The following is a 17,506-nucleotide window of genomic DNA, read 5'->3' as shown; positions in this document are numbered from 1 at the left end:
ACAAGAGACGTTAAAGTTCTTTTAACAATCTGGTTCTGTTCTTTTTCCGAATGGACAAAGGTCATATGGACGATTAACTCAGCTGGTAGAGTGTCTGCTTGACGTGCAGGAAGTCGGGGGTTCGAGTCCCTCATCGTCCACCAGGGGTGCTGTTCCTGCAATAGCGGGGGCGGCATTTTTTTGCGCCCATTTTCCGCCGACGGCCAAGGGGGCCGCCCGGACAAACACTTGTCCGGGCGGCCCCCTTTTTTCTTTTTCCTCTTCCCTCTCCCCTTCTCTTGTCCCTTGCTCCTTGCCCAGTTAAAGCGCCTAGGCTGCGGCCCCGCGGTACCCCCAGCACCGCAGCCACGCCTGGGCGGCCCGGCGCAGACCCGCCGGCGCGCCCTCGATTTGGAGGATGGCCTTGTAGACCACCGCCCAGAAGGAGCGGCTGTCCCCCGGCAGGGAAATTTGGTATTTCTGCGCGTAGGCCTCGATCCGCCGACGGTCCAGTGAAAAGAGCGCCCGGTCCCTGTCCTCTATGTACTGCTGCATGTTCGCTTCCCCCTTCTCTTGTTGACAGAGAGAGCATTGCCCCAAAATCGCCCCGTTATACCCCCGCCGGCGAGAAAATTTGACAGACCGGCAGCCGGTCCGGTATCTTTTATAAAAAAGGAGGCGGATGCGGTGATCCGACAGGCGGTGGGAGCCATTGTCAGGGATCGGGCGGGCCGGTTTTTGCTGGCGCGAAAGGTGCGGGTGGACGCCCGGCAGGGCGATGGTGCCATCCCCCCCGAGTGGGGGTTTGTCAAAGGGGGCGTTCGGCCGGGAGAGGGGGCCGAAGAGGCCCTCTGGCGGGAGCTGTGGGAGGAGACCGGCAGCCGGGCGTTTGTGCTGGAGGCCGCCTTCGCAGAGCCCATCTCCTTTTCCTTCCCACCGGAGATGGCGGCGCGTCTGGGCTTTACCGGGCAGGAGACCCGGATGTTTTTGCTGCGCTACACCGGCCGGACCCCTCTGTCGCCCGCCGACAGCGAAATCGACGCCCTGGAATTTGTGGAGGAAAGAGGAGTTCCTGCGGCGGATGGCCCACCGGGAGAGCCGGGACTTCTTTCTCAAAAACCGAAAAAAATGAGCCAAAGTCCCCTTCCCTTTAAATTGGGGTGGCTTTTGCCCCCCTCCTTTCTCTTTTGCCCCCACCCGCCAGCGACAGCAAACGCTGAAGCCTTGCCGGGCAAGAGGGTTGCATCGCTTTGCCGCGCCATACCGGTCAAAAGTCTGGTTCCAACCGACAGCGAGAACGACACTCTGGAATTTGTGGAGGAAAGAGGAGCTCCTGCGGCGGATGGCCCACCGGGAGGGCCGGGACCCCTTCCCCAAAAACCGAAGAAAAATGAGCCAAAGTCCCCTTCCCTTTAAATTGGGGTGGCTTTTGCCCCCTCCTTTCCCTTTTCCCCCCACCCGCCGGCGGCAGCAAACGCTGAAGCCTTGCCGGACAAGAGGGCCCGCATCGCTTTGGCGCGCCATACCGGTCAAAAGTCTGGTTCCAACCGACAGCGAGACCGACGCCCTGGAATTTGTGGGGGAAGAAGAGCTCCTGCGACGGATGGCCCACCGGGAGGGCCGGGACTTCTTCCTCAAAAACCGAAGAAAAATGAGCCAAATCCCCCCTTCCCTTTAAAAAGGAAGGGGTTTCTCCGCCGCCATTGCAATGGCCGGCGGCCCCATGTAAAATGGAGGGGAAGATCGTTCCCCTCTCTTTTTTTGCCTTTTGCCCTTCGCCCCGTCGCTCCCACCGGCAGCGGTGGGGGCAAGGGCAGGGCCCACATCTCACCTGAAAAGGGGTTTTTGAACATGTCAAAGAAGATCCTCCTCCTCTCCACCGGGGGCACCATCGCCTCGGCCCCCACCGAACACGGGCTCGCCCCGGCGGCGGACGGGCGGGAACTGCTGTCGCGCATCGCCCCCTCGGTGCAGCAGTACCAGCTGGAGAGCGAGGACGTGCTCAACCTGGACTCCTCCAACATCCAGCCGGAGGAGTGGCAGGTCATCGCCCGCCGGGTCTACCAGCGGCACCTAGGATATGACGGGATCGTCATCACCCACGGCACCGACACCATGGCCTACACCGCCTCGGCCCTGAGCTTTATGCTGCCGCAGATCCCCATCCCGGTGGTGTTCACCGGCAGCCAGCTCCCCCTGGCCGACCCCCTCTCCGACGCCTGGGAAAACCTGCGCGACGCCTTTGCCATGGCCGCCAGCGGACAGCCGGGCATCTTCCTCTGCTTCAACCGCAAGGTGTCCCTGGGCTGCCGGGCGGTGAAGGTGCGCACCACCGGCTTTGACGCCTTTGAGAGCGTCAACTGCCCCTACGCCGCCAAGGTGGACTCCCGCGGGCTGCGCATCAACCCCTCGGTGGTGCGGCCAGCGGCCGGGCTCTGCCAGCTGAAAGACCAGTTGGACTGCCGGGTCATCCTCATCAAGCTGACCCCCGGCTTCAACCCGGACATCTTCGACATGCTGCTGGGGATGGACTACCGCGGCATCGTCATCGAGGCCTTCGGCATCGGCGGGCTGCACTTCATCCACCGGGATCTGGTGAGCAAGCTGCAAAAGGTGACCGAGGCCGGCATCTCGGTGGTGGTCTGCAGCCAGTGCCTCTACGAGGCCAGCGACTTCTCCGTCTACGAGACCGGCAAGCGGATTTTGGAAAAGGGGGTCATTCAGGGCCGGGACATGACCTCGGTGGCGGCGGTGACCAAGCTGATTTGGGCCCTGGGCCAGACCCAGGACCCCGCCCAGGTGCGGGCCTTCTTCGAGACCGACCTGGCCGGGGAGATCACCCTGGACTGATTTTTCCGCCCTGTCCGCACAAGAAGAGTGGCGGCCATCTGGCAGCGACCGGTGCGGGGGGCGAAGAGGGCGGTTGAAAAGGGATGTGCTTTTCTGCAACCGTCCAGGTCCGCCCTTCCCCCTGCCGCCGCGGTTGCGGGGCGGCAGGGTCTCGTTTCACCGCGCCGCTGCCGAAGGGCCTTGACGGACGCCCGCCAAAACGTGCGGAGAGGATTTTGGCCGGCTGTCCTCTGCCGAGGGCCTCTCAAAACGCCGCCGCATACACCGCCTCAATGGGAAGGGGGCAATTGTCCCGCCCCGCCGTTTTTTCAAGTCAGTGCCCTCGCCCCCGGCAAAACCGGGAACGCGAGAACGCCCTAGAAGGGCACCAGGCCAACAACCTTCTCAACAAGCGTTGAAAACCCTGCCGCCTGTATCCCCTTCCCTTTCTCTCCTGCCCCACGGCCCACAAACGGGCAATTGTCTGCCAATCGGTTCTCGCCTCGCTTTGCGCTGGGACCCAACTCCTCTCCCCCGGCTTCGCCGGAGGCTGCTTTTCGCAAAAGCTGACAAAACAAAAAAGGCGCTGGGATCGGGCGATCCCAGCGCCTTTCTTCTGCCCTTTATCCTGCGGGGCTATTTGATGATGATCTGCACCCCTTCGGGGGTGTCTTTGAGGGTGACCCCCATGGCGGCCAACTGGTCGCGCAGGGCGTCGGCCTCGGCGAAATCCTTGGCCTTGCGGGCGGCCTGACGGCGGTCCACCAGCTCCTGGATCTCGGGGGTGACCTCGTTTTTCTTGCGGTTGTAGAGCAGGCCCAGCACCCCGGCCAACTCGTCAAAAATCTGGGCGGCGTGCTCCAGGGCGGCCTTCTGCTGGGGCTCCTCCCCGTTGAGGCGGAGATTGATCTCCTTGCAGAGGTCAAAGAGGGCGGCGATGCCGTCGGCGGTGTTCAGGTCGTCCGAGAGGGCGGCGATGAACTTCTCCTTGGCCTCGTCCGCGGCCTTTTGCAGGGCGTCGCTCCCCTCTGCCCCCGCCTGGGAGAGGGCGAAGTCCAGTTCGTCCCGGCAGTTGTAGAGCCGCTCCAGGGCGGAGATGGACTGGTTGATGACCTCGACACTGTAGTTGATGGGGCTGCGGTAGTGGGCGGCAATCATCATAAAGCGGATGGGCTCGTACCCGAACTGCTCGGCCACCTCGCGGACGGTGAAGAAGTTGCCCAGGGATTTTGACATCTTGCGGTTGTCAATGTTGATGTAGCCGTTGTGCATCCAGTAGTGGGCGAACGCGCAGCCGTTGGCGCACTCGGACTGGGCGATCTCGTTTTCGTGGTGGGGGAAGATCAGGTCCTGCCCGCCGCAGTGGATGTCGATGGTGTCGCCCAGGTAGTGTTTGGCCATGGCCGAGCACTCGATGTGCCAGCCGGGGCGGCCCTTGCCAAAGGGGGACTCCCAGTAGGGCTCCCCCTCTTTGGCGGCCTTCCAGAGGGCAAAGTCCACAGGGTCCTCTTTGATTTCGCCCACGCTGATGCGGGCCCCGGCCTCCAGATCCTCCAGCGGCATGTGAGAGAGCTTGCCGTACTCGTCGAACCGGGCCGCCCGGAAGTAGACGTCCCCGTTCTCGGCGCGGTAGGCAAAGCCCTTGTCCATGAGGGAGGAGATCAGGTCGATGATGTTTTGGATGTTCTCGGTGGCCTTGGGGTGATAGGTGGCCTCTCTGACCCCCAGGCCCTGGGCGTCCACCTTGTACTCGGCGATGAAGCGCTCGGACACCTGGGCGAAGTCGCTCCCCTCCTCGTTGGCCTTGCGGATGATCTTGTCGTCGATGTCGGTGAAGTTCTGCACAAAGGTCACCTGGTAGCCGATGTACTCCAAAAACCGGCGCAGGGTGTCAAAGACGCAGATGGGCCGCGCGTTGCCGATGTGGATGTAGTTGTAGACGGTGGGGCCGCAGGCGTAGATTTTGACCTGGCCCGGGGTGATGGTTTTCAGCTCTTCTTTCTGTCTGGTGAGGGTGTTGAAAATTTTCATAAAAGCCCTTCTCCCTTTCTCTCGCAATCGGGTTTGTCGTCTTTTCTATCAAAAAAGCCGCCTCCGGCGGCGCCGGGTCCACCGGCGCTCGACCGAAGGCGGCTTTTGGGTACCAAAAGTCCGCGGTTCCACTTCTGTTTCTCGCTCTTGAGGCCGCTAACGGGGCCAAACCGCGCCGGCCTACTGAACGGGGGATCGCTCCCCTGTGTTCGGCCCGCGTGCTGGCGGGGGCACCTTCCCCGGCGGGTGCGGCCGGCGCGCTCTCAGCTCGCTGCGCGCCTCTCTGTCGCCGCCCTCTCATGCCGGGTACTCTTTCCCGCGTCATCGCATGTCGCGTCATTCAATTTGCTATTTGACCCCCAGGTACTCCTCGTAGGTCTGGCCGCTCTTGTAGAGGGTCTCGGCCAGGTCCTTGCCCAGGTAGCGGTAGTGCCAGGGCTCGTAGCCGTACTGGGTGATCTTGACCTTGTCCTCGGGGTAGCGGAGGATGAAACCGTAGTTGTGGGCGTTTTTCATCAGCCATTTGCCCTCGGCGGTGGTCTCAAAGTTGTCGGGGATGCCGGCGGTGTTGCTGATGTCCAGGGCCAGCCCCAGCTCGTGTTCCGAGCGGCGGGGATAGGCGCTGTACTGGGCGGTGTACTCCTTGCCGTACTGGCTGGTGTAGCGGGTGAAGAGCCCGTTTTGGTAGTCCTTGGTGCGGTAGGCGCTGACGGCCTTGAGGGTGATGCCGTCGGCCTTGGCCGCCTCCATCATCTGCTCCCAGCTCTCGGCCGCCTCCTTGCGCAGCTGCAGGTTCTTGCCGCAGTTGGTGGTGATGGCCACCAGGTCGCTGGGGGTGTATCCCTCGGGCAGGGCGTGGTATTTGTTGACGATGGCGGTGATGGCGGAGGGGTTGGAGATGACCTCCGGGGTGATGGAGGCGGGCTCTACGATCCCGCCGGAATAGACCACCTCGCCGGTGTTCCCGCCGGAGGACTGCCCCCCCTGGGAGGAGGAACTGCTCCCCTCCCCGCCGGACGGGGTCTCGGGCTCCTCCTCCGGCTCGGTGGGGGCCTCGGGGGCCGCCTCCCAGACCACCGTCAGGGTGAACTGGGCCTGTTTGCCCAGGCCGTCTTCGGCGGTGAGGGTCAGGGGGTATTCCCCCGGCCCGGCAAAGCCGATCTCGGGACACTGCACCGGCCGCTCTTTTCCCAGCCAGTCGTACGCCTTGACCCGCCCCAGCTCCCCGCTGATGTCGGCGGAGGAGACGGTGATGGTACCGGCGGCGGCCTTCTCCCCGTCAAAGGTGAAGTGGGGGGACGGGTGGAGCAGCAGGGTCAGCCCCACAGCCGCCGCCAGCACCACCACAGCCGCCACACAGGCCACGGCGATCCGTCTTCTTTTATATACTTTTTCGTTCCTGCGCATTCTCTTCATAAGCTGTTATAAACCCCGTTTTCCGCTTCCCAGTTCCCATTTTATCCCCGATTTTTGGCGCTTTCACTAGGCGAATGGAAAATTATTCCATTTCATTCTGCAATTCCAAAAAACAGGTCTTTTTATTTTGTGGCGTTGATGCAGCCGATGTTGTCCACCACATAGGTTGCGCCGGAGATCACCGTCAGCGCCGCCACCAGCCACATGCCGATGTTGCTGATGAGGGGGACGTCGATCCCCGCGGGGAGAAGGCCGTTCTGCCCCAGCCCCAACAGCAGCAGCACCCCGATGATCACCGCCATCTGGGCCACCGTCTTTACTTTGCCCCAAATGTTGGCAGCTATGACCGTCCCCTCGCCCGCGGCCACCAGGCGGATGCCGCTGACCACAAATTCGCGGGCGATGACGATGAGGACCGCCACGCTGTGGGCCAGCCCCATGTCGATGAAGCAGATCATGGCCGAGACCACCAGCAGTTTGTCCGCCAGGGGGTCGAGAAACTTGCCGAAGGTGGTGACCTGGCCGTTTTTGCGGGCCAACTGGCCGTCCAACAGGTCGGTGAGGGAGGCCGCGGCAAAGAGCACCAGGGCGATGAAGCTGTTCTGCCACAGCCCCTGCCAGAGCAGGGCCGCCACAAAGAAGGGGACCATGCACATCCGCAGGACCGTGAGCTTATTGGGCAGGTTCATCGCCGTTCCCCCCCTCCTCGATCAGCCGGCCGTAGAGGTCGAAGTCGTCGGCCTCCTCCACCAGCACCTGTACAAATTCGCCGGGCTCCAGCTCCCGCTCGGAGGAGAAGCGGACGGTGCCGTCGATCTCGGGGGCATCGTACTGGGTGCGCCCCACATAGCAAAACTCCTCCGGGTCGTAGCCGTCCACCATCACCTCGACCTGGGCGCCCACCTTCTTTTGGCAGTACTCGCCCATGATGAGGGTCTGTTTGTCCATGATGAGCTGGGCGCGGGCCCGCTTCTCCTCCTCCTCGAGCTGGCCGTCCAGCCGGGCGGCGGGGGTCCCCTCCTCCTGGGAGTAGGCAAAGCAGCCCAGCCGCTCAAAGCGCATGTCGTCCACAAACCGGCAGAGCTCCTCGAACTGCTCCTCGGTCTCGCCGGGGAAACCGGCCAGCAGGGTGGTGCGGATAAAGACCCCGGGGACCTCGCGGCGGATCTGCTCGATGACCGAGCGCACCCAGCGGTCGTCCCCCTTGCGGCCCATCCGCCGCAGCACCTCGCGGTTGGTATGCTGCAGGGGGATGTCGATGTACTTGACGATGTTGTCGCTGTCGCGGATGATGGAGAGCAGCTCGTCGGTGATCCGGTCGGGGTAGCAGTACATCAGCCGGATCCAGCGGAAGGGCAGCTTGACCAGCTCCCGCAGCAGCCGGGCCAGGCTGGGCTCGCCGTAGAGGTCCTCCCCGTAGCGGGTGGTGTCCTGGGCGATGACGATCAGCTCTTTGACCCCGAAATCGGCCAGTTCACCGGCCTCCTGCACCACCTCTTCGATGGGGCGGGAGCGAAAGTCCCCCCGGATGTAGGGGATGGCGCAGAAGGTGCAGCGGTTGGAGCAGCCTTCGGAGATCTTCAGGTAGGCGTAGTGGGCCGGGGTGGTGAGGATGCGGCCGCCCCCCAGGGGCAGGTCGTACTCGCTGCCGAAGGACTGGGCCTTTTCGCCCCCCAGGGCCCGCCGGATGATGGAGACGATCTCGGCGTTGGAGCCGATGCCCACCACCCCGTCCACCTCGGGGATCTCCCGCAGGATCTCCTCCTTGTAGCGCTGGGCCAGGCAGCCGGTGACGATGACGCACCGCAGCCGCCCGGTCTCTTTGAGGGCGCAGAACTCGAGGATGGTGTCGATGGACTCCTGCTTGGCGTCGTCGATGAAGCCGCAGGTGTTGATGAGCACCACGTCGCACTGTTCGGGGTCGCCCTGCAGGGCGAACTCGGGATCTTGTTGGATGAGGTTTAAGAGGATCTCGCCGTCTACCTGGTTTTTGGGGCAGCCCAGCGAGACCATTCCCACATTAATCGACATAAGGGTCTCCTGTCTCGTAATCGGTGTCGTATTCTTCCATGGCGGCCCGGCAGTCGCCGTAGCCAAACCCGCGGCGGGCCAGGGCGGCCAGCACCTTCTGCCGCTGCGCCCGGTCGCCCAGGCGGGCGGCGTACTTCTGTTCCAGCAGGGCGCGGATGCTGGCGCCGTCGTCAAAGCCGCCGGCGTCCAGCACCTCCCGGCAGAGCGCGGGGTCGATCCCCCGCTTTTGCAGCTCCAGCTCGATGAAGCGGCGGGAGAGGTGCTTATAGCGGTAGAGTTCGTCGGCCAGGCGAAAGGCGTAGTCGCCGTCGCTGACCAGCCCGGCCTCCTCCAGCTGGGCGACCACCTGGCGGGCGGTGGGGCGGGGCCAGTCGCGGCAGAGCCGCTCCACCAGCTCCCCCCGGGCGTAGGCCCGCTGGCCCAGCAGGGTCAGGGCCTTCTCCCGGCAGCCCACGGCGTCGGACTGGGCCTTGACCTCTTCCAAATAGGCGTATTCCAGTACCGCGCCCGGGCGCACCCGGCTCTTGAGCAGGGTCTCCCCGTCCAGCGACCAGAGGAATTCCCCGTCCACAAAGACGCTGTACCGGCCCCGCTTGGTCTTTTCCAGCCCGGTGATCTCGCCGCACTCGGGCATGGCCTAGTCCTCCACCTCGATGTCGATGTCCATCACGGCGGGGGCGGGCTGGGCAGGGGTGGCGCTGGGGGCTGAGGCAGGGGCAGGGACGGCCGCCGGGGCGGCGGGCTTTTTGGGCATCAGCGACTTTTCGGCCTCGGCCGCGTTCTGGCGGATGGTCGCCTCGATCTCCTGGGCCACCTCCGGGTGCTCCAAAAAGTACTTCTTCACGTTGTCGCGGCCCTGGCCCAGCCGCTCGCCCTTGTAGCTGAACCAGGCGCCGGATTTCTGGATGATGTTCATGTTGACGCCGATGTCGAGGATCTCGCTCTCCTTGGAGATGCCGGTGCCGTACATGATGTCGAACTCGGCGATCTTGAAGGGGGGGGCCACCTTGTTCTTGACGATCTTGGCCTTGGTGTGGTTGCCCACGAACTCGCCCCCCACCTTGAGGGTCTCGGCCTTGCGCACGTCGATGCGCACCGAGGCGTAGTACTTCAGCGCCCGGCCGCCGGCGGTGGTCTCGGGGTTGCCGTAGATGACGCCGATCTTCTCGCGCAGCTGGTTGATAAAGACCGCCACGCACTTGGTCTTGCCGATGATGCCGGTGAGCTTGCGCAGGGCCTGACTCATCAGCCGGGCCTGCAGCCCCACGTGGCTGTCGCCCATCAGCCCCTCGATCTCGGCCTTGGGGACCATGGCCGCCACCGAGTCGATGACCACCACGTCGATGGCGCCGGAGCGCACCAGCGCCTCGCAGATCTCCAGGGCCTGTTCACCGGTGTCCGGCTGGCTGACCAGCAGGGCGTCGATGTCGACCCCCAGGGCGGCGGCGTAGACCGGGTCGAGGGCGTGCTCCACGTCGATGAAGGCGGCGGTGCCCCCCTCCTTCTGGGCGGAGGCGGCGATGTGCAGGGCCACGGTGGTCTTGCCCGAACTCTCCGGGCCGTAGATCTCGACCACCCGGCCCCGGGGCACCCCGCCCACGCCGATGGCCATATCCAGCGACAGGCTGCCGGTGGAGATGGCCTCAATGTTCAGGGTGGAGTGCTGGCCCAGGCGCATGACAGCGCCCGCGCCAAATTGTTTTTCGATGTTGGCCAGAGCTGTTTCCAGCGCCTTTTGACGGCTCTCCTGAGCCGTCTCCTTGGCCTTGTTCTTTTCCGCCATGGATCGTCCTCCCAAACGTTCGTTCACTCTGTTGATAAAAATAGAACCATTCCCGCCGGGGCGGGCATGGCGCAGACAGCAGTTCCAAAAACGACGGCCGCGCCGCCCGGGCCGCGACTGCCATTACAGAGCTATTATACTGCATTTCTCCCGCTGCCGCAAGCGTTCAGCGGCCTTTGCCGCCCCTGGCAGAAAAAACCGGTGTCCCCGGGCCGCCCGCCCCCCAAAGGGCAAAAAAAGAGGGCCGCGGCCCTGCCGCAGCTCCCTTCCCTCCCCTATTTCGGGCGCCTGCCCAGCACCACCCGGTCCAGGCCGCCCAGGTCCTGCAGGCAGGTGACCCCCTCGTACCCCTGGCCGCGAAAGAGGGCGCAGACCTCGGCCCCCTGGCCGCAGCCGATCTCCACCGCCAGCAGCCCCCCGGGGCGGAGGACCGGGCGGTAGGCGGCGGCAAAGTGGCGGTAGAAGGCCAGCCCCCGCTCGGGGGCCTCCAGCGCCTCCCGCGGCTCAGCGCGCACCTCGGGGGAGAGGGTCTCCATCTCCTCCGGGCGGATATAGGGGGGGTTGGCCACCAGCACGTCCAGCGGCGGGCAGACCCCCTGGTAGCGCAGCACATCCCCCCGCACCGGCCAGACGTTCGCGACCCTGTTCAGGCGGATGTTGGCCTGCAGATAGTCGAAGGCGCGCCCGCTCTTCTCCACCGCCAGCACCCGGCTCTGGGGGAGGGCGGCCCCCAGGGCGACGGCGATGCAGCCGCTGCCGCTGCAGAGGTCGGCGATGGTGCAGGGGCCCTGGGGGGCCCGGGCCAGCACCGCCTCCACCAGGCACTCGGTGTCCGGCCGGGGGATGAGCACCCCCTCCCCCACCCGGAAGGGGTGGCCGTAAAACGCCCAGCAGCCCAGCAGGTACTGCAGCGGTTCCCGCCGCGCCCGGCGGGCAAAGAGGGCCCGCACCCGCCGGGCCGCAGCCGCGGACAGCTCGTCACGCAGGTGCAGGGGCAGCTCGCCCCGGGAAAAGCCCGCCCCGTGGCAGAGGAGCTCGGCCGCGTCGAACTTGGGGGCGTCCACCCCCTGCTCCCGCAGCAGGGCCTCCCCCTCCCGCCAGAGGGCGCGGACCGTGCAGGGCTCTACCACCGGTCGTCCTCCCCGTTTTGGGGGATGACGGCCTCCATGGCGGCCACCGCCACCTCGATCATCGAGTCGTCCGGCTCCTTGACGGTGAGGCGCTGCAGCCAGAGGCCGGGGGCCGAGAGGACCTTGGTGAGGAGGTTGTCGTGCCCGCCGGCGTACTTGATGATCTCGTAGGAGATGCCCATCACCAGCGGCAGGAGGAGGACCTTCAGCGCCATGCGCAGCCAGAGGCTCTGCCAGGAGACAAAGGAGGAGACCAGGATGCTCACCAGGATGACGATCAGCAGGAAGCTGGTGCCGCAGCGGGGATGGAAGCGGCGGTGGCGGCGGACGTTCTCCACCGTCAGGGCCTCGCCGTGCTCGTAGCAGGCGATGGTCTTGTGCTCGGCCCCGTGGTACTCGAACATCCGCCGGATCTCCTTCATCCGCGAGACCAGGGCCATGTACCCCAGGAAGATGCAGAGCTTGACCAGCCCCTCCAGCGGGGTGCGCCAGCGGCCCAGTTCCACCAGCTTGCCCAGTCCCCCCACAATGGCGGTGGGCAGCACCATGAAGAGGGCCAGGGCCAAAAAGACCGCCAGCACGCTGACCGCCACCGAGAAGCCGGCCCCCAGGCCCTTCTCCTCTTTCTCCTCCGCCGCCGGGGCGGCGGTATGTAGGGGCGCGGGCCGCTCCCCGGCGGGGGCGGCGGCCGGGGAGGAGGGCCTCTCCAACCCACTGCCGGTCCCTTCCGGCGCGCTCCCTTCGCCCACCGGGGCGGGGGATGCCGGGGGCGCTTCCTCGCCCGCGCCGGTCGGCGGGGCGCTCTCCCCTTCGCCGCTCCCCTCGTTCGCCGGAGCGGGGGCCTTGGGGGGCTCCTCCTCGTCCAGGGCGCCGGAGATCTCGGCCGAGCGCATCAGGCAGGTGTAGCCCAGCACCAGGGTGGAGACAAAGTTGAAGATACCCCGCACAAAGGGCACCCGGCTGTACCACCGCGCCAGGTGCTTGTCGGGTTTGACCTCCAGTTCGATCCCCCCGTCGGGGCGGCGGACCGCCACGCTGTAACAGTCCAGCCCCCGCATCATGATCCCTTCCATCAGGGCCTGCCCGCCGATCTTGGTGCGGCGGGGCCCGCTATTTGTCCCGTTGTTGCTGTTCACGATAACGCCGTATCTCCTCTTCATCTATTTTTGCGATCTGCATGGTGGTGGAATCCACCTTTTTGTCCATCACCGGGATGGAGATGGTGACGGTCGTCCCCTCCCCCTCGGTGCTGTCGATGGTCAGAAGGCCCTTGTGCAGGGCGATGATCTCGTCGGCCACCGCCAGGCCGATGCCGGTGCCCCGGCGGCTGTTGGAGCCCTTGATGAACTTCTCCTTGATGCGGGGCAGGTCGCTGCGGGGGATGCCCAGGCCGGTGTCGGCGATGCGGATGACCACATAGCCGGTCTCCTCGGCCGCCGAGGTGCGGATGGTCCCGTCCTTCTCGCTGTACTTGAGGGCGTTGTCGAGGATGTTGACAAAGACCTGCCGCAGCCGGTTTTTGTCCCCGAACACCGGGGAGACGAACTCGGGCAGCTCGCTCTCTAGGGTGACCCCCTCCCGCTTGGCCCGCTCGCCGAACATGATGAGCACGTCCTCCAGCTCGGCCAGGACGTCGATTTTCGAGAGCACCAGGGTCAGCCGGCCGCTCTGCATCCGCGAGAAGTCCAGCAGCTCCTCCACCATCCCCGAGAGGCGGTCGGTCTCGCTGAGGATGACGTGGATGCCCCGCTCCACCGTGTCCCGGTTCTCCACCGGGTCGGCGTCGAGGACCGTCTCCCCCCAGCCCTTGATGGCGGTGAGAGGGGTGCGCAGCTCGTGGGAGACCTGGGAGATGAAGTCGTTTTTCACCTCTTCGGCCTTCTGCAACTCGTCGGCCATGTAGTTGATGATGTTGCACAGCTGGCCGATCTCGTCGTTGTGCTGGGTCTTGAGGCGGACGCTGAAATCCCCCGAGGCGATCTTGGTGGCGATGACCCCCACCTGCCCGATCGGGGTGACGATGGAGCGGATGAAGTAGGTGCTGGAGAGGACCACGAAGAGGACCACCACCGTGGAGAAGAGGAGGAAGAAGAGGGCGGTCTTGAAGATCTCCCCGTCCACCAGGGAGAGGTCGCAGACCAGCCGGATGCCGCCCACGCCGTCCCCCAGGCTGTCGGACACATAGCACACCGACATCACGTTCCCCGCGTCCTTTGCCCGGCCGGTGTAGACCCCATAGCCGTTGTCCGACTGCAGGGCGCGGGCGTAGTCCACCCCGGTGAAGGTGTCGCCGGGGTAAAACCCGCTGGAGGTGACGGTGGGGGCGCCGTTTCGGTCCAGGGCCATCACCTCGTATTTGGTCTTCTCCTCAAAGCCGGTGATCACCTGCTCCACCCGTTCCTGGGGGGTGAGGGCGTCGCTGGTGCGGTACTTGATGGCGTTGACCATCACCTCGATGCGGGAGGTCAGCACCTGCTGGGCGCTGGAGTAGTAAAACTCCCGCACCCCCACCACGATGAGGAGCATGACGACGGTGAGGATGACGACGATGATGGTGAGAAAATTGAGCATCCACCGCTTGGTTACGCTCTGCATGAAAACTCCCCTTCGCGCCCGGGCCCCGCGCGGCGGCGGGGCGGGCCTTCTTTACGCTTTGAACCGGTAGCCCACGCCCCAGACGGTGTTGATGTGCCGGGGGTGGGAGGGCTCCTCCTCGATCTTCATCCGCAGCCGGCGGATGTTCACGTCGATGATCTTGTCGTCGCCGTAGTAGTTGTCGCCCCAGATCTTCTGCAAGATCTCCATCCGCCCCAACACCGCGTCGGGGTTTTTCAGGAACAGCTCCATGATCTGGTACTCCACCTGGGTCAGCTCCACCGGCTGCCCGCTCTTGAAGAGCATCCGGCTCTTGAGGTTGAGGGTGAAGGGCCCCACCTCCAGCTCCTCCTGGGGGCGGCTGTTTTGCAGCGAGACCCGCCGGTAGATGGCGTCCACCCGGGCCATCAGCTCGGAGACGCTGAAGGGCTTGGTGACGTAGTCGTCCGCCCCCAGCATCAGCCCGCTGATCTTGTCCATCTCCTGGGTCTTGGCGGTGAGCATGATGATCCCCACCGCGCTGTTTTTCTCGCGGATCTGGCGGCAGACGCTCAGCCCGTCGATGCCGGGGAGCATGATGTCCAGCATCACCATGTCGATGCCCTCTCCCCGCTCGGCAAAGACCTCCAGCGCCCGCTCGCCGGTGCCGGCCTCCAGCACCTCAAACCCCGATTTTTGCAGGTTCAGGCAGATGAGTTCGCGGATGTTCTCCTCGTCCTCCACCACCAAAATCGTCTTTTTTGCCACGCAAAGCCCCTCCTGTCTGTCGTTAGTTGAGAATGGAAAACCCGCTCTTGACCACGTTGAGGATCGACTCCCGGTTGCTGTCCTCCTGCGGCTTGCAGTAGTAGATGTAGTTGCCGCTGCTGCCGATCTTTTCAAAGCCGGAGGACTGGTAGCTCTGGGCGCTCTCGTCCCGGGGGAGGCGGAGGATGGAGAAGCGGACCGCATCCCCCCGCTTGCAGGTGATGACGGTGTTGTCCAGGTTGCTCTCAAAGGTGACCCCGGTCTGCCACTGGGCGGGCAGGGTCAGCCGGAATTTGTAGACCTCGTTTTCATAGGTGGTGCGGTCGTAGACAAACCGCTTCTCCCCCACCTCGTACCAGTCCACCTGGTAGCCGGAGGCCGGGCGCATCTGCACCAGGCTGGCCTTCTTGTCGGCGGTAAAGATGGGGACCTCGACCTTCTCGTCCCGGTCGATGTCCTGGCTGTACAGCTCGGTCTTCTGGCGCTGGCTCTGGCTCACCACCGCCTCCCGCTGCACCAGGCTCAAAACGCCGTTTTGGTAGGCCAGCACCTCGGTGGCCAGCAGGTTTTCCTTGGTCAGCCCGTCGATGTAGAGCAGTTTGCCGCTCTCCCCGCTGCCCACCGCCAGCTTTCGCACGGCGACGATGCGGGGGTCCAGGGTCTGCTCGGTCACCTTCTCCACCGCCGAGCGGCCCACATCCTTGTAGACCGCGGCCTTGACCCCCTCCTCGGTGCGGGAGGCCGAGAGGAAGACCAGCTCGGAGAAGTAGTCGCCGTCCATGTCCTCGCAGATAAACTGCTCGTACTCCCGGCTCATGAACTCGACGATGTGCTCGCCGTCCTCCCCCTGCTGGTAGCCGTAGATGGCCAGGCTGTTGTTGCTCTCGCCAAAGACGTTCCACCCCACCAGGATGTTGTAATAGGAGAGGTGGCTGATGTGGTCGAAGCGGACAAAGCCGATCTGGTTGCCCCGCCCCTCCTGGTCAAAGACGATGTTCCACTCGCTCTCCCCGTCCTCGTGCGACTGCAGTTGCAGGACCGCCAGGTGGACGTTGACCTTGTCCTTCTCGGTGTAGAAGGCCAGCGCCTCCTCCACCCCGTCGGAGTTGATGTCGAAGAGGACGACGGGGGTGCGGTACGCCCCCTCCTTGGGGTAGCTGAGCTTGATCTCCCCCTTGGTTCCCCGGTTCAGCGCCTGGATGATGGCCTGTTGCTCCTTGGAAAAGAGGGGGGCCTTCATCAAGTCCTCCACCGAGGCGGAGAGGCCGAAGGTACAGCCGCTCAGGCAGAAAAGCGCCGCCAACAGCAGCGGCAGGACCCGCCTCGACAGGCGGTTTTTGTGGGCCACAGGTCATCCCTCCTCCGGTTTCGTCCCTCTGTCGGTATTGTAGCACACCCGCCGCCCCGATTGGGTTACCGTTTGGTTACAATCCCCCTTCCGGCGGCAAGGGCGCTCATTCGCTTTGTATTTTAGCACAATTTTGACTATAATAACAGACGATGGTACAAATCACCTGCCCGCCCCGCTGCGGCGGGCGCCAAAGGAGGTAATACGCCGTGTCCGATCGCCGTTTTCAACTGCCCTCCCCCGCCCTGGTGGAGGAGGTGCTGGCCGCCGCCTGTTCCCAGGGGGCGGATTTTGCCGAGCTCTTTTGGGAGGACACCCACACCCACTCGGTCAACCTCATCGACCAAAAAATCGAAAACGCCCTGCGAAACCACATCCGCGGGGCGGGCATCCGGGTGGTCAAGGGGCTGCGCTCCACCTATGTCTCCACCGCCGACGTGGGCAGAGAGGGGCTTTTGAAGGCCGCCCGGGAGGCCGCTGCCGCCTGCTGCGACGGCCCCGCCCTGGTGCGGCCCCAGCCCTTTGTCCCCCTGTCATTTGACGACTTGCACCCCTGCCGCCTCTCCCCCACCGAGGTCCAGACCGCCGAGAAGGCGGCCCTCCTCCACCTGGCCGACCGGGCCGCCCGCAGCTGCGGGGAGGAGATCGCCCAGGTCAGCGCCACCCTGGCCGACCGGGTGCAGCGGGTGCTGATCGCCAACACCCAGGGTCTCTGGGCCGAGGACCGGCGCGCCCGCACCCGGATGGGGATCAGCGCCGTCGCCTCCGACGGGGCGCAGAACCAGATCGGCTTCGAGGGGCCCGGCCGCAGCGCCGGGTACGAGATCTTTGCCGGGGAGGTGGATGTGGAGGCCGCCGCCAGGGAGGCCGCCCGCACCGCCCTGACCATGCTCCACGCCCCCGAGTGCCCCGGCGGGCGGATGCCGGTGGCCATTGAAAACGGCTTTGGCGGGGTGCTCTTTCACGAGGCCTGCGGCCACTCCCTCGAGTCGGAGGCGGTGGGCCGGGGCAACTCGGAGTTCGCCGGGCGGCTGGGCAAAAAGATCGCCGGGGAGAAGGTCACCGCCATCGACGACGGCACCCTCCCCGGGGCCTGGGGCTCCACCAACATCGACGACGAGGGCCACCCCACCCAGCGCACCGTCCTCATCGAAAACGGCGTCCTCAAAAGCTATATGGTCGACTGGCTGGGGGGGCGGCGGATGGGACTCCCCTCCACCGGCAGCGGCCGGCGGGAATCCTACCGCTACGCCCCGGTCTCGCGGATGCGCAACACCTTCATCGCCCCCGGGCCCGACGAGAACGAGGCCATCATCCGCTCCATGGACAAAGGGCTTTACTGCAAGAAGATGGGGGGCGGCTCGGTCAACCCGGTGACCGGGGAGTTCAACTTCGCCGTCAGCGAGGGCTACCTGGTGGAGCACGGGGAAATCACCACCCCGGTGCGGGGGGCCAGCCTCATCGGCACCGGCTCCCAGGTGCTGCTGGACATCGACATGGTGGGCAAGGATCTGGCCCACGGACAGGGGATGTGCGGGGCCGCCAGCGGCTCGGTGCCCACCAACGTGGGGCAGCCGCTCATCCGCGTCAGAGAGATCACAGTGGGGGGAAAATAAC

General features: G+C 65.0%; 15 protein-coding genes and 1 tRNA gene. 4 read left to right on the top strand and 12 right to left on the bottom strand.

Going from position 1 to position 17,506, the window contains the following annotated elements:
- The first annotated feature begins 67 nt into the window (after window positions 1–67).
- Window positions 68–143, top strand: a tRNA-Val gene (locus tag GT748_RS12505).
- Between the two features lie 166 nt (window positions 144–309).
- Here GT748_RS12505 and GT748_RS12500 read toward each other — a convergent pair.
- Window positions 310–534, bottom strand: coding sequence for a hypothetical protein (locus tag GT748_RS12500; RefSeq protein ID WP_021659955.1), 225 nt, complete (start codon window positions 532–534; stop codon window positions 310–312).
- A 132-nt stretch (window positions 535–666) separates the two neighbouring features.
- Here GT748_RS12500 and GT748_RS12495 point away from each other — a divergent pair, with 132 nt between their 5' ends.
- Together GT748_RS12495 and GT748_RS12490 are read left to right on the top strand one after the other, a co-directional pair.
- Complete coding sequence (locus tag GT748_RS12495) at window positions 667–1,395, top strand: NUDIX domain-containing protein (protein WP_161222354.1); 729 nt, start codon at window positions 667–669, stop codon at window positions 1,393–1,395.
- A gap of 435 nt (window positions 1,396–1,830) precedes the next feature.
- Window positions 1,831–2,829: an asparaginase gene (locus GT748_RS12490; protein WP_021659959.1), complete on the top strand. Its 999-nt coding sequence runs from the start codon at window positions 1,831–1,833 to the stop codon at window positions 2,827–2,829.
- Window positions 2,830–3,444: 615 nt separating this feature from the next.
- Here GT748_RS12490 and cysS read toward each other — a convergent pair.
- The 11 genes from cysS to GT748_RS15600 form a co-directional block, all read right to left on the bottom strand.
- Window positions 3,445–4,839: a cysteine--tRNA ligase gene (gene cysS, locus GT748_RS12485; protein ID WP_021659960.1), complete on the bottom strand. Its 1,395-nt coding sequence runs from the start codon at window positions 4,837–4,839 to the stop codon at window positions 3,445–3,447.
- Between the two features lie 348 nt (window positions 4,840–5,187).
- A complete protein-coding gene (locus GT748_RS12480; RefSeq protein ID WP_143161651.1) occupies window positions 5,188–6,246 on the bottom strand; it encodes a M15 family metallopeptidase in 1,059 nt (352 codons plus the stop codon).
- Between the two features lie 131 nt (window positions 6,247–6,377).
- A complete protein-coding gene (pgsA, locus tag GT748_RS12475; RefSeq protein WP_021659963.1) occupies window positions 6,378–6,944 on the bottom strand; it encodes a CDP-diacylglycerol--glycerol-3-phosphate 3-phosphatidyltransferase in 567 nt (188 codons plus the stop codon).
- Window positions 6,928–8,286 carry a 30S ribosomal protein S12 methylthiotransferase RimO gene (gene rimO, locus GT748_RS12470; protein ID WP_044992849.1) on the bottom strand — a complete coding sequence of 453 codons (1,359 nt, stop codon included), beginning with the start codon at window positions 8,284–8,286 and terminating at the stop codon, window positions 6,928–6,930. Before rimO ends, pgsA begins: the two co-directional genes overlap by 17 nt.
- On the bottom strand, window positions 8,276–8,920 hold the full coding sequence (locus tag GT748_RS12465; RefSeq protein WP_021659965.1) for a regulatory protein RecX: 645 nt from the start codon (window positions 8,918–8,920) through the stop codon (window positions 8,276–8,278). Before GT748_RS12465 ends, rimO begins: the two co-directional genes overlap by 11 nt.
- Window positions 8,921–8,923: 3 nt before the next feature.
- Window positions 8,924–10,069 (bottom strand): recombinase RecA, encoded by a 1,146-nt coding sequence (recA, locus tag GT748_RS12460; RefSeq protein ID WP_021659966.1) that lies wholly within the window; start codon window positions 10,067–10,069, stop codon window positions 8,924–8,926.
- A gap of 275 nt (window positions 10,070–10,344) precedes the next feature.
- The gene (gene prmC / locus GT748_RS12455; protein WP_021659967.1) at window positions 10,345–11,199 is read right to left on the bottom strand and encodes a peptide chain release factor N(5)-glutamine methyltransferase; all 855 of its coding nucleotides are present in this window, start codon (window positions 11,197–11,199) and stop codon (window positions 10,345–10,347) included.
- Complete coding sequence (locus tag GT748_RS12450; protein WP_052537662.1) at window positions 11,193–12,335, bottom strand: DUF1385 domain-containing protein; 1,143 nt, start codon at window positions 12,333–12,335, stop codon at window positions 11,193–11,195. The genes prmC and GT748_RS12450 overlap by 7 nt, the downstream gene beginning before the upstream one ends.
- A complete protein-coding gene (locus tag GT748_RS12445) occupies window positions 12,310–13,794 on the bottom strand; it encodes a HAMP domain-containing sensor histidine kinase (RefSeq protein WP_021659969.1) in 1,485 nt (494 codons plus the stop codon). The genes GT748_RS12450 and GT748_RS12445 overlap by 26 nt, the downstream gene beginning before the upstream one ends.
- Before the next feature lie 51 nt (window positions 13,795–13,845).
- The gene (locus GT748_RS12440; protein ID WP_021659970.1) at window positions 13,846–14,541 is read right to left on the bottom strand and encodes a response regulator transcription factor; all 696 of its coding nucleotides are present in this window, start codon (window positions 14,539–14,541) and stop codon (window positions 13,846–13,848) included.
- A 22-nt stretch (window positions 14,542–14,563) separates the two neighbouring features.
- Window positions 14,564–15,889, bottom strand: coding sequence for a hypothetical protein (locus GT748_RS15600; RefSeq protein WP_021659971.1), 1,326 nt, complete (start codon window positions 15,887–15,889; stop codon window positions 14,564–14,566).
- 230 nt (window positions 15,890–16,119) lie between these two features.
- Between GT748_RS15600 and GT748_RS12435 the strand changes: the two genes are divergently transcribed.
- Window positions 16,120–17,505 (top strand): TldD/PmbA family protein, encoded by a 1,386-nt coding sequence (locus GT748_RS12435; RefSeq protein WP_161213480.1) that lies wholly within the window; start codon window positions 16,120–16,122, stop codon window positions 17,503–17,505.
- Window position 17,506: the final 1 nt, after the last annotated feature.

The sequence above is a fragment of the Bittarella massiliensis (ex Durand et al. 2017) genome, assembly GCF_009876955.1.
Classification (GTDB): domain Bacteria; phylum Bacillota; class Clostridia; order Oscillospirales; family Ruminococcaceae; genus Bittarella; species Bittarella massiliensis.
Note: the sequence above shows the minus strand (reverse complement) of the source record. Positions and strands in the feature narration are given on the sequence as shown.

Excerpts from the sequence above, each read along its gene's own strand:
- GT748_RS12500 (WP_021659955.1), bottom strand. The coding sequence starts at position 534 with ATGCAGCAGTACATAGAGGACAGGGACCGGGCGCTCTTTTCACTGGAC.
- GT748_RS12490 (WP_021659959.1), top strand. The coding sequence starts at position 1,831 with ATGTCAAAGAAGATCCTCCTCCTCTCCACCGGGGGCACCATCGCCTCG.
- cysS (WP_021659960.1), bottom strand. The coding sequence starts at position 4,839 with ATGAAAATTTTCAACACCCTCACCAGACAGAAAGAAGAGCTGAAAACC.
- GT748_RS12480 (WP_143161651.1), bottom strand. The coding sequence starts at position 6,246 with ATGCGCAGGAACGAAAAAGTATATAAAAGAAGACGGATCGCCGTGGCC.
- pgsA (WP_021659963.1), bottom strand. The coding sequence starts at position 6,944 with ATGAACCTGCCCAATAAGCTCACGGTCCTGCGGATGTGCATGGTCCCC.
- rimO (WP_044992849.1), bottom strand. The coding sequence starts at position 8,286 with ATGTCGATTAATGTGGGAATGGTCTCGCTGGGCTGCCCCAAAAACCAG.
- GT748_RS12465 (WP_021659965.1), bottom strand. The coding sequence starts at position 8,920 with ATGCCCGAGTGCGGCGAGATCACCGGGCTGGAAAAGACCAAGCGGGGC.
- recA (WP_021659966.1), bottom strand. The coding sequence starts at position 10,069 with ATGGCGGAAAAGAACAAGGCCAAGGAGACGGCTCAGGAGAGCCGTCAA.
- GT748_RS12445 (WP_021659969.1), bottom strand. The coding sequence starts at position 13,794 with ATGCAGAGCGTAACCAAGCGGTGGATGCTCAATTTTCTCACCATCATC.